This is a genomic window from Neotamlana laminarinivorans (assembly GCF_020523925.1).
GTDB lineage: Bacteria > Bacteroidota > Bacteroidia > Flavobacteriales > Flavobacteriaceae > Neotamlana > Neotamlana laminarinivorans.
The window spans coordinates 183,218-195,883 of record NZ_JAJAPW010000002.1 but is presented as its reverse complement, the minus strand read 5'-3'; the positions used below and the strand labels follow the sequence as shown (position 1 = coordinate 195,883).

General features: G+C 31.3%; 9 protein-coding genes. 4 read left to right on the top strand and 5 right to left on the bottom strand.

The window, feature by feature from the left end; genetic code table 11:
- Window positions 1-20: 20 nt before the first annotated feature.
- From LG649_RS04655 to LG649_RS04635, 5 genes are all read right to left on the bottom strand, one after another.
- Window positions 21-260 (bottom strand): PID-CTERM protein-sorting domain-containing protein, encoded by a 240-nt coding sequence (locus tag LG649_RS04655; protein ID WP_226541540.1) that lies wholly within the window; start codon window positions 258-260, stop codon window positions 21-23.
- 155 nt (window positions 261-415) lie between these two features.
- Window positions 416-4,846, bottom strand: coding sequence for a chemotaxis protein CheB (locus LG649_RS04650; RefSeq protein WP_226541537.1), 4,431 nt, complete (start codon window positions 4,844-4,846; stop codon window positions 416-418).
- 127 nt (window positions 4,847-4,973) lie between these two features.
- Entirely contained in the window at window positions 4,974-5,552 is a 579-nt protein-coding gene (gene nadD / locus LG649_RS04645) for a nicotinate (nicotinamide) nucleotide adenylyltransferase (RefSeq protein ID WP_226541535.1), read from the bottom strand.
- Window positions 5,553-5,558: 6 nt separating this feature from the next.
- Entirely contained in the window at window positions 5,559-6,146 is a 588-nt protein-coding gene (gene gmk, locus LG649_RS04640) for a guanylate kinase (RefSeq protein WP_226541532.1), read from the bottom strand.
- 17 nt (window positions 6,147-6,163) lie between these two features.
- Complete coding sequence (locus LG649_RS04635; protein WP_226541529.1) at window positions 6,164-7,021, bottom strand: YicC/YloC family endoribonuclease; 858 nt, start codon at window positions 7,019-7,021, stop codon at window positions 6,164-6,166.
- 242 nt (window positions 7,022-7,263) lie between these two features.
- Here LG649_RS04635 and nirB point away from each other — a divergent pair, with 242 nt between their 5' ends.
- Genes nirB through LG649_RS04615 form a run of 4 tightly spaced genes read left to right on the top strand, consistent with a single transcriptional unit; the run spans window position 7,264 to window position 12,655 of the window.
- The gene (gene nirB, locus LG649_RS04630) at window positions 7,264-9,780 is read left to right on the top strand and encodes a nitrite reductase large subunit NirB (protein ID WP_226541527.1); all 2,517 of its coding nucleotides are present in this window, start codon (window positions 7,264-7,266) and stop codon (window positions 9,778-9,780) included.
- A 29-nt stretch (window positions 9,781-9,809) separates the two neighbouring features.
- Complete coding sequence (gene nirD, locus LG649_RS04625) at window positions 9,810-10,187, top strand: nitrite reductase small subunit NirD (RefSeq protein WP_226542543.1); 378 nt, start codon at window positions 9,810-9,812, stop codon at window positions 10,185-10,187.
- Window positions 10,188-10,198: 11 nt separating this feature from the next.
- On the top strand, window positions 10,199-10,783 hold the full coding sequence (locus LG649_RS04620; protein ID WP_226541525.1) for a DUF4202 domain-containing protein: 585 nt from the start codon (window positions 10,199-10,201) through the stop codon (window positions 10,781-10,783).
- A gap of 18 nt (window positions 10,784-10,801) precedes the next feature.
- Window positions 10,802-12,655: a sensor histidine kinase gene (locus tag LG649_RS04615; protein WP_226541522.1), complete on the top strand. Its 1,854-nt coding sequence runs from the start codon at window positions 10,802-10,804 to the stop codon at window positions 12,653-12,655.
- Window positions 12,656-12,666: the final 11 nt, after the last annotated feature.

The window sequence follows — 12,666 nt, the reverse complement described above, 5'->3', positions numbered from 1 at the left end:
TTTTCAGTAAACTATTGAGTTTAAGCATTTTTGTTTTGTCTTAATTTTTTAGCGCCTAATGCAGCAGCACCTAATACTAAAATACCTAATCCTCCGTCTATTGGAACAGAAGTATGGCTGTTTGAAGAAGAGTCTCTGTTTTGACTCCACAAATCTATCCATGATCCTTTGTTGGTAGAAGCAAATAAATTGTTACTACAAGTAATAGCTAATATAAAGCTTACAGAGGCAATTTTTTTGTACAGTTTTTTAGTTTTCATGTGTTTAGGGTTTGTTGTTTGTAATAGTGTAAATTTAAAATAAATTTAAATCTATGTATTATTTAAGTTTTATTTTCGATAAAAACAGTAATTCTTTCTTTAAAATACTATCTAAAACAAATAAAATGTCATTTTTTTCTTTAAAATAGTAGGGCCTATTTTATCCATTTATTTAATTCTTCAAACAAATCTTCTTTAGCAACAGGTTTTGTTAAATAACCAACGCAGCCTTTATTAAAGCATTTTTCTTTTTCCTCTGGCATGGCATATGCAGTTTGCATAATTACTTTTGCTTGAGGGTTAATTGCTATAATTTTGTCTAGAGCATCAATGCCGTTCATTTCTGGCATTCTAATATCTAGCAATACAATATCGCATGTATGTTCATTAAAAATTTTTACAGCTTCTTTTCCATTGTTTGCAAATAAAATGTTAGCATTTGTGTTTTTTAGCACTATTTTAAATAATAGTTGCACTAACGAATCATCTTCTGCAATTAAAATATTTTTTCCTTTTAAAAATTCACTTTCGTTTACATTGGAGATTTTTTTCTTATTAGAGTTAAGGCTGCCTTGTTTAAGAGGTAAAGTAAACTCGAATAATGTTCCTTTTCCATATTCTGATTGCAGTTTCATTTCTCCACCAAGTAGATTTACTAAACCTTTAGAAATGGCAAGCCCAAGTCCAGTGCCACGATAGTTTGCATTATCATTGTAGTTTACTTGTTTGAATCTTTCAAAAACTTCTTTTTGTTTTTCTTTTTTAATACCGATACCTTGATCTTTTACAAAAAAGATAATTTCATTTTTAATAACATTAAAACCAAAAGATATTTCTCCTTCTAAAGAAAATTTTAAAGCGTTATTTAATAGGTTTGAGAGTATTTGTTGCAAACGTTGAATATCGGTAATCACTACAAGGTTTTTATAGTTTTCTGGTATTTTAACCTTTATGTCTATATCATCTTTTTTATACTTGCTTAATTTTAATTGGTTGTAGGTTATTTCTAAATTTTTAATAAGATTAGGTAAATGACATGGCTTATATAGTATTTTTATTTCTTCAGATTCTATTTTAGCTATATCAATAATATCATCTATTAAATTTAATAATTGTTTCGAGTTGCTATCTATAATTTCAAGATACTTTAGTCTGTCTTTTGTTGATAGTTGATCGTTTTTTAATAACTCGGAGAAGCCTAAAACACCGTTCATTGGTGTTCTTATTTCGTGACTCATGTTAGCCAAGAAATAATTTTTATGTGCGTTAGCTAGTTCTGCATTTTTTCGTGCAATAATAAGTTCTTTTTCTACAGATTTAGATTCTGTGATGTTTTGAGCGGCACCTCTGAGGCCTATTACATTGCCATTATTGTCTTTTACGGTTTCTCCTCTAGACCAAATCCAGGTATTTTTATTTTTATCTGTTTTTAAATTAAGTTCAATTTCGTAGGGTTTTCCTGTTTTTACAGTATTAGTTATTGCATTATTCAATATTACCCAGCTTTTTGAAGTTAATATTTTTTCAGTTTCGCTTAAGTTTGGTGGTGGTAATTTATAATCCCAATTAAATATTTTATAAAGTTCTTTGGTCCACTCAACTTCATTTGTTTTTAAGTCTAAATGCCAACTTCCTATTTCTGCTAGAGATTGGACTCTAGTAAGTTCAGCTTCACTTTTAGCTAAAGCTTCCTTTTGGTTTTTAAGTTCTGTAACATCAGTAAAAGTTGCTGCTATTTCGTTTTCTCCTGGAGAGAATAAGTGTACATAAAAATGTTTATTATTTTTGGTTGTAAAGTTGTCAATAAAATGGTCTTTTTCGGTTAAAGCTGTTTTTTCAAAAGCACCAATCCAACTTTCAATATTGGTTAAAGTATAGGGTTCTAAATCTAAAATACTTAATCCTGTTAATTTTTCTTTTAAATTAAATATTTCTTCTAGCTTTTGGTTAAAATCAATAATTTTCCAATCTATTATTCTGTTTTTGTCGTTAATAATAGCTTTGGCTTGAATAAAGCCTTCACTTAGGTTTTCAAAAACTCTATGATATCTACGTTCTGTTTGTGCTAGCTCTTTTTCAATTTCTTTTAGTTTGTTTATATTATCTAGAGTTATTACAACACCATTTATATTTTTTGAGGCTGTTATAAATGGACTTATTCGCTGTAAATAAAAATTACCAAATTTATCTTTTAATTGTTTTTCTACGGTTATTAGTTTTTTTAGAACGAGCTCAGAATCTTTAATTATTGCTTCTCTAGTCTCTTCGTTAAAGTTTGATGTAAAACTAGATAAAGGCCTCCCTAAGTCTGTTTCCCTTAAGCTAAACACTTGTTTTAATGCTGGCGTAAATTTTCGTATTCTTAAGTCTGTATCTAAAAATAAGGTGGCAATATCTGTATTGTCTAAAAGGTTAGTAACATCGTTACTAAGGTTGGTTAGCTCGGTGTTTTTTTCTTGAAGTTCTGAGTTTACGGTGTATAATTCTTCATTTACAGATTGAAGTTCTTCGTTTGTACTTTGAAGTTCTTCGTTTGATGCCATTAGCTCTTCGTTGGATGATTGCAACTCTTCGTTACTTGTTTCTAACTCTTCAATAGCATTTTGTAGCTCTGTTTTAACAAATTTAAGTTCGTTTTCTAAATCTTCTAAACGTTGACTCGAAGCTTCGTTTAAGTTTACATTATTTATTACAATAGAATCTGAAAGATCTATAGCTTTGTCGTTACTAAACTCAATTAAATAACAATCGCTTAAGCCTTCCTCTTTGTTTGGTTTATGAAAAGTTAAATCGAAAGTTAGGTTATTATCTGTAGTTTTGTTTGTAACACCTTTTATAGAAACAGATTTTTTTTCGATGTTTAGTTTTCTAACCCCGTTCCTAATTATTGATGCAACATCTGGATGTACAATATTTAGCAGATTATTTTGAAAAACACCTTCTTTATGCATTAGGCGTTTACCAGCATCACCTTTTATGAATAATATATTATAGTTTTCGTCTATAAATATAGATGCAGGACCATATTTTTTACTTAGGTATTTATGAAATATTAACTCTGGGTTTTCTTTGTCTCTGTGAAAAGATGTTGTTGGAAGAGACTCAAAAGGTGTTTTGTATGATAATGTGCTTACTCTTTCTATAGAGTTATTTTGAGAAGGTATATGTTTTGTTGACGAAATGTTTTGAAAAATTTTCCATTTAACATCAATGGTTTTATATAATTTTGAAACTTCGCCAAGAGTTTCGCTATTTCCTAAAAATAAATACCCATATTTATTTAATGCAAATTGAAAGTTATACATAACTTTCTTTTGCACTTTATTATCAAAATAAATAAGTAAGTTTCTACAAGAAATTAAATCCATTCTAATAAAAGGAGGGTCTTTAATTAGGTTATGATTAGAGAAAACTATTTTTTCTCTCAAGCGTTTTATAATTTGGATTTTATTGCCTGTTCTTAAAAAATAACGATCTAAATACGATTTATCTATTTCGCTTACAATATTAACATGGTAAGCGCCAATGCTAGCTATGGCAAGAGCCTTAGGATCTATATCTGTAGCGAAAATTTTAAAATCTATGCCTAAATTATTTGTGCGAATATAATCGTCTATTAAAATGGCTATTGAATAAACTTCTTCCCCAGTGGAGCAAGCAGCAACCCAAACCCTTATAGTTTCTGCATTTTTTTTTGATTTACATATTTCGGCAATTACATTTTGGTTTAAAATTGAAAAAGCCTCTTTGTCTCTAAAAAAACGTGTAACTCCTATTAAAAAATCATCTTTTAAAATTTGCTTTTCTTCGTCGTTGCTTTTAAGGTATGTTAAATAATCATAGAGCTGATGAATGTTTTTAATATTCATACGTTTTTCAAGCCTACGTAAAAGGGTATTTTTCTTATATTCTTTAAAATTAATTCCAGAAAATTTATAAATGACATCTAGAATATTGTCAATTAAAGCTTCGTTAGATGAATGTGTGTCTAAATCAATAGCTATTTTATGCTTAATAGGTTTATCTTGAAAAAGTGCTGCAATTTGAACCGGGCTTAAAACGTAATCGGCTAAATTAGTAGAAATGGCAGAGTTAGGCATGCCATCAAATTGAGCTGTAATTGGGTCTTGTACTATAATAGTGCCATTGCCTTCCTTTATAGTTCTTATACCTCTAGACCCATCTGAACCAGTTCCAGATAAAATAACACCAACCGAACGCTCTTTGTACTCTTCACCTAGTGTATGAAAAAAAATATCTATTGGTAAATTTAAATTATTTTTAGGGCCTTTATCTAGTAAATAAAGTTCGGAACCTTTTATATGTAAGTTTTTGTTTCGTTGATTAAGGTATATACAGTTAGGTTTAATGGTTTGTTTATCTTCTGCCGTAAAAATAGGCATTTTAGTATGCTTACTAAGTAATTCGGGCATTAAGCTTTTAAAATCTGGAGATAAATGCTGAATAATCACAAAGGCTATACCTGAATTATTTGGAATATTGTCAAATAGGGTTTGTATAGCATCTAAACCACCTGCAGAAGCACCGATACCAACTACATATAAATCAGAATTTTTACCTTCCATTCTTTAAAAATAAAGTTATCAGTCATCTAAAATAGTACTTTATTTACAAATTTCTAGTTGGTATTATGTATATATGGTGTATAATTATGTAAATAAACTTACAAAACTTTAAGAGTCATTATTTTAACTATTTATAAAAATTCATTTCATCTAGGTATTGCCATACAGAGGAAGAAACTAGTGGTTTAATATTTTTATTTGCTTTTATTGAATTGCGTATATGAGTTGATGAAATTTGGATTATTGGGGCATCAATAGTATGTATTTTGTTATGATTTAATAAATGTACAGGAGCTGTTTTGTTTGAAATTCTAGGGTAAACATAAATGTGATGATTTTCTAGAATAACATCATAATTTTTCCATTTGTGAAGACTCTTTAAATTATCTTCCCCCATAATTAAAGCAAACTCATAGTTGGGGTGTTTTTCTTGAAGGTAAGCTAATGTGTTAACGGTGTAATTTGGCTGAGGTAAGTTAAATTCAATATTGCTAGGTTTTAACTTATCATAATCTTCTGTGGCCAGATGAACCATTTCTAGCCGTTGGTAATTATCTAGCAAACTACTTTTCTTTTTAAAAGGGTTGTGGGGTGTAACTACAAACCAAATTTGATCTAAGTCGCTGTTTTCTGCTAAGTGGTTGGCTATAATTAAATGTCCAATATGTATAGGGTTAAAAGAGCCAAAATATAAACCAATTTTCATGGGTTTTTATGAATTTACAAAGTTGTTAACTAGTTTTTCGGCTTCAGTTAAGGCATTTTCTAAATTGTCGTTTACTACTATAGTATCAAAAAGTGGTGCTGTTGCTAATTCTGCAGATGCTTTTGCCACACGCATATTTATTTTATCGGCACTTTCGGTTTTACGTTTTTTAAGCCTAATTTTAAGTTCATCAATACTTGGGGGTTTTACAAAAATAGCCAGAGTATTCTCTGGAAACTTTCGTTTTATACGCAAGCCGCCAGAAACATCTATATCAAAAATTACATTTTTACCTTTCGCCCAAATGCGCTCTACTTCGGTTTTTAAAGTGCCATAAAAATTATCGCGGTATACTTCTTCCCACTCTAAAAATTCGTCTGTTTTAATTTTATTTTTAAATTCTTTGGCAGATAAGAAATAGTAATCCTTACCATCAATTTCGTTTCCTCGTTTTTCACGGGATGTTGCAGATATTGAAAACTCTAAATTTAATTGTTCTTTTTTTAATAAATGCCTAACAATTGTAGTTTTGCCTGAGCCAGAAGGAGCAGAAAACACTATAAGTTTGCCTTGTTTTTTGGTTTCTTTAGTCACTTAAGTAAGGTGTTTTATTAAAGTACGTTTAGTAATTGTTCTTTAATTTTTTCTAGCTCGTCTTTCATTTGTACCACAAGTTGTTGCATTGGTGCATAATTGCTTTTCGAGCCAATAGTATTTATTTCTCTACCCATTTCTTGGCTTATAAAGCCTAGTTTTTTTCCGTTAGAATCTTTAGTGTTTAAAGATTCTATAAAATAGTTTAGGTGGTTTTTTAGCCGAACTTTTTCTTCGGTTATGTCAAATTTTTCAATATAATACACAAGTTCTTGTTCAAATCTGTTTTCATCGTACTTTTCTTTTAATTCTTCAACACCTTTTAGTAAACGTTCTCTCACAGCTTCAACTCGCTCCGGATCCATTTCGGCAACTTGGTTTAAAAGAATTTCAATAGTTTTTACGCGGTTATTAAAGTCTTCTTCTAAAACCTTACCCTCGTTTTGCCTATGATTAATTAGATCGCTAATTGCTGTGTTTATTTCAGTTTGTATAGCATTCCATTCATCTTCATTAATTTCTTCTCTAACTGTGTTTAGAGTATCAGGAAATCTAACAGCCATTTTAAGTAGCTCTACTTCATTTGCATCAACTACAGATTTTAACTGCTCCATGTATTGTTTAACAACGGGAGTGTTTATTTGTGTAGAAGAATCATCGGCGGTAGCTTCAACGTAAATTGAAAAATCTACTTTGCCTCTAACTAATTCATTAGCAAGTAGCTTTCTTATTGCTAGCTCTTTTTCTCTGTAAATAGAAGGCATTCTTGCATTTAAGTCTAAATTTTTGCTATTTAAAGACTTTAGCTCGATAGTTATTTTCTTTGTAGGTAGTTGTAAAACAGATTTTCCGTAACCTGTCATGGAATAAATCATAAACTTGTATATTAAAGTTTACAAAGGTAACTAAAAGTATAACTATAGAAAACAGGGTTTTATATTCATTTTAAAGAAATTGTATTTTTTGTAAATATTAATATTGGTATTTTGTTTTATGCGTAATTTTTAATATTTCAATTTAATAATTTCATAATAATGTGTGTTTTCTTCATTTTAAAATTAAAAATTAAGTATAATTACGTAGTTTTTACTTATATTTGTTTTGAAAATACGTAGTTATGAAAAAAATTATTGTAGTAGGTAATGGTATGGTAGGTTACAAGTTTTGCGAAAAGTTTGTACAACAAGCTACCGATGATACTTTTAAGTTAACGGTTTTTGGAGAAGAACCTCGTCCGGCGTACGATCGTGTTCATTTAAGTGAATATTTTGCAAATCAAGATGCTAAAGCCTTAGAAATGGCTCCTGCCGAATGGTATGTAGAAAACGGAATCGATTTGGTGACGAACGAACGTGTGGTAGATATACATCGCGATTCTAAAACAATTACCACATCAAAAGATAGAACCTTTACTTACGATTATTTAATTCTTGCTACAGGATCTTCACCTTTTGTGCCGCCAATTAAAGGTGTTGAGAAAAAAGGGGTTTTTGTTTACAGAACTATTGAAGATTTGGAAGGCATGCTAGCTTATGCTGCCGATTTAAAAAAGACTAATCCAGATGCTAAAGCGGCTGTTTTAGGTGGTGGTTTACTTGGTTTAGAGGCTGGTAAAGCTGTTTTAGATATGGGCTTAGAACCACATATTGTAGAGTTTGCGCCTAAATTAATGCCAAGACAATTAGATTCTAGAAGTAGTAAAGTGCTTCAGTTAAAATTAGAATCTATTGGTTTAAATATTCATTTAAGCAAAGCAACTAATCAAATTTTAGGAGACGATGCTATTGTGGGAATGGAGTTTGGTGAAGATGATGTTTTAGATGTTGATATGTTAATTGTTTCCGCAGGTATTCGTCCAAGAGATGAGCTTGCTAAAACATGCGATTTAGAAGTTGGTGTTCGTGGCGGTATTGTTGTGAATAATAAAATGCAAACATCAGACGAGAATATTTATGCTATTGGTGAGGTGGCCTTGTTAAACCAAATGATTTATGGTTTAGTGGCTCCAGGATATGATATGGCAGATATTGCGGTAAAGCAAGTTCTAGGAGATGCTAGTGCTGAAATGCCAGAAGAAATTGATATGTCTACAAAACTGAAATTAATTGGTGTAGATGTTGCGAGTTTTGGAGAGCCTTTTATGCCAGCTTCAAAAGGTCATTCAATAATTTATGAAGATAAAACGAAATTTTTATATAAACGTATTAATGTAAGTTTAGATAGAAAAACACTTCTTGGTGGAATTTTAGTTGGCGATGCTGCCGATTATAATATGTTACACCAAATGTATATGAATAGTATGGCTATTCCAGAAGAGCCAGCACAATTAATTTTACCAACTAGCGATGGTGCTGCGGCCTTTGGCGATGTTATGGATTTACCAGACGATGCTCAAGTATGTTCGTGCGAAAGCGTAACTAAAGGACAAATTTGTGGCGCTATTGAAAGTGGTGAAGCTAAAGATTTAGCCGATGTTGTATCTTGTACAAAAGCAGGAACAGGTTGTGGTGGTTGTAAACCAATGGTTAAAGATATTACCGAAGCAACTTTAAAATCTTTAGGTATTGAGGTTAAAGATACTATTTGCGAGCATTTCGATTATAACCGTCAAGATTTATATAAAATTATTCAAGTTAAAGGTTACCAAACTTTTAATGAGGTTCTAGATAATCACGGAAACGGTGGTCATGGTTGTGAGCTGTGTAAGCCTGTAGTAGCGTCTTTAATGGCGAGTATTCATGCCGATACTGCTAATAAAGAATATGCTATTCAAGATTCAAATGATAGATTTTTAGCGAATATTCAACGAAACGGGACGTATTCTGTAGTGCCAAGAGTTCCTGGTGGAGAAATTACACCAGATAAGTTAATTGCACTTGGCGAAATAGCTAAAAAATACGATTTATATACAAAAGTAACGGGTGGTGTTCGTATCGATTTATTTGGTGCAACCTTAAATCAATTACCATTAATTTGGAAAGATTTAATAGCACATGGTTTCGAGAGTGGTCATGCTTACGGTAAATCACTACGTACTGTAAAAACCTGTGTAGGTTCTACTTGGTGTCGTTACGGTATGGACGAAAGTGTGAGTTTTGGTATAGAGCTAGAAAACCGCTATCGTGGTATTCGTGCCCCGCATAAAATTAAAGGTGGTGTTTCTGGTTGTATTCGTGAATGTGCCGAAGCTCGCGGAAAAGATTTTGGTTTAATTGCTGTTGAAGGTGGTTGGAATCTTTACGTTGGTGGTAACGGTGGTGCAACGCCAAGACATGCCGAATTATTTGCAGAGCAAATTGATAACGAAACCGTAATTAAATACCTGGACCGTTACTTAATGTTATACATGCGAACAGCAAAACCGTTACAGCGTACTGCTGCATGGCAAGAACGACTAGAAGGTGGTATTGAATATTTAAAAGAAGTAATTATAGACGATAAATTAGGTATTGCAAAAGATTTAGAAGAAGAAATGCAAACTTTAGTTAATAAGTTTGAATGCGAATGGACACAAGCTGTTAACGATCCAGAAATGATGAAACGTTTTAACCATTTTGTAAATAGCAAAGAAGAAGACGACAACATTGTTTTTGTGCCAATGAGAGACCAAAAAATGCCAGAACCTTGGAAATAATAATTACAGCTAAAAACACAAACATAAACATGATTACAGTTGCTAAAAAATATAAAAGCGTAAAGCCAGACGAGGTAAAGGTTTGGTTTAAAGCAGCATCGGTTAACGATTTTCCAAAAGATGGTGGTGCTTGCGTTAAGTATAAAGATTTACAAATTGCCGTTTTTAACTTTGCCAGATTAAACACTTGGTATGCTACGCAAAACTTATCGCCAGAAAAAGAGGAAATGGTGTTAAGTCGTGGCATGATTGGCGATCATAAAGGAGTGCCCATGGTAGCTTGCCCTTTGCATAAAAAAATATTTTCTTTAGTAGATGGCACTAACTTGAATGGAGATTTAGATCCTATTGCAACCTATCCTGTAAAAATTGAACAAGAAATTGTGTATATTGGCTTTGCAGACTAATATAAACACATATGAAGCCTACAAGATTTGAAACCGCAATAGCATTAATAGATAAAAAAAACGCAGAAGACACAAATGTATATACAACTAATGGATTAAATTTTCCAAAGGAATTATTGTATTCGCAACGTATGTCGCAAAAATTATTACAATTTAAACCTAATGCTTCACGAGCATTGCAAATAGCAGCTCGAGCACAACACATTTGTCGTTGGAAAATAGATAGAAAAGAATATCCAATGGATCGTGTTGGGTATTTAAAATGGCGTGAGGCTTTAAAAAAAATGCATGCCGATTTAACTGAGGGTATTTTAAAAGAAGTAGGTTATAACACTGAGTTTATTAAACGAGTAACCGACCTAATTAAAAAGAAACTTATAAAGAAAAACGAAGAAACTCAAATACTAGAAGATGTTATTTGTTTGGTGTTTTTAGATTATTATTTTGAAGAATTTGCAGAAAAGCATTCCGATGAAAAAATAATTGATATTCTTCAAAAAACATGGGTTAAAATGTCTGATGAAGGCCACGAAGAAGCCTTAAAAATTAAATATTCAGAAAAAAGTTTGGCGCTTATAAAACAGGCTTTAGCATAAATTAAAACAACATATAATATGAGTAACAACGGCAACACATTGGACCAACGTACCTTTGGTAAACTAAGCCGGTTGTACATTATTGCATTAACAGTAATTGCGCTATCTATTATAGTAAGTCAGTATTTAGTTAGGCGGCATCTTAATACTCAAGAAAGCGATTCAACAATTATTAATGTTGCAGGAAGGCAGCGTATGCTTAGCCAAAAGCTTACAAAAGATATTTTAAAACTTAATTCAGCTAAAAATTTAGATGTTCAACTTCAGTTAAAAAATCAAATAAAACAAACCTTAAGCCTTTGGGAAACCTCACATTATGCTTTGCAAAAAGGTAACGATAGTATGGGTTTGCCAGGAGGCAACGGTAAAGCTATTCAACAAAAATTTCAAAAATTAAATCCTGTTTTTTTAAGCATATCAAATGCTGCAAAAGGAATAATTTTAAAAATTGAAAACACAACACCTTCATCGTTGCTTTCTTACGAAGTTGAAATTGAAACGGTTACAAATGCTGAAAGCGATTTTTTAGTTTTAATGGATGATATTGTTAATCAATATGATTTAGAAGCAAGTAAAAAAGTAAACTGGTTGCGCCAGTTAGAGTCTATTATTACATTGTTTACTTTGGCAGTGTTGTTACTTGAATTCTTGTTTATTTTTTGGCCAACCGCAAAAAATATTAGAGCAACTTTAGCCGATTTGCTACGAGCAGAAAGTAAGGCAAAACAAATGGCTATTGAAGCGGATGAACTTAGTATAGCAAAAGAAAAATCTATTAGAGAGTTGCGAGCCCTAAATTATGCTATGGATGAAACTTTACTATTTGCTAGAATTACCCCTAGCGGCTCTTTGGTGCACATGGGAAAAAAATTTTCTAAGCTGTTTAAGGTGTCAAGGTTTAGTATGTCAGCTTCTTTTGCAGAAGTACTTTCGGTTAATGAAAACGAACAAGTTGCCATAGAAAATATTATTTCTAAATATAAAAAAATTGGTTGGCAAGGCGAAGTAAAAGCAACTACTAAAAATAATCAAGATGTTTGGTTAGAAATGGCCTTTATTCCTTTTAATACATCAGAAGAAAAATCTGAATTATTAATAATAGCTTCAGATGTAACTTACAGAAAATCGGCGCAACTAGAAATTGAGCGCTTAACAAAAAAAGGTTTTGATGAGAAAATGAATCATCAAAAAGTAATATCAAGTAAAATAATAGAAAACCAAGAAAAAGAACAAAGCCGCATAGCAAAAGATGTTCATGATGGTATTGGGCAAATGTTAACGGGTTTAAAATATAATCTAGAAAGTATTAATTTAAACGATACTAAAAAAGCAGAACAAAAAATTGAATATTTAAAAGAATTGGCTTTAAATATTATAAAAGGAGTTAGAACAGCCACGTTTAACCTAACGCCTCCAGAACTGTCCGATCATGGTATTGTTCCGGCAATAACAAAATTAACACAAGAACTAAGTAAACTTACGGGTAAAAATATTCAAATTTTTAACAAAAGTAACTTTAACGAACGTTTAGATTCTTTAGTTGAAATAAATATTTATCGTATAGTACAAGAAGCTATTAATAATGCTATTAAGTATGCTAATTCTTCATATATAATAGTTTCTTTATCACATAGTGAAAACTTACTTAGTATTGTAATAGATGATAATGGAAAAGGTTTCGATCCTAGTAAAGTAGAAAAAGTAAAAAATGCAGATGGCGGTATGGGGATGACGTTCATGAAAGAACGTATAAAATTTATTGATGGTCGCTTATTTTTGTATTCAGAGAAAGATAAAGGTACACGTGTAACCTTAAACATTCCTTTACCAAAACAAGTAAACAACGAAAAATTAGTAATTTTACCAACCTAAAAACTAAGCAA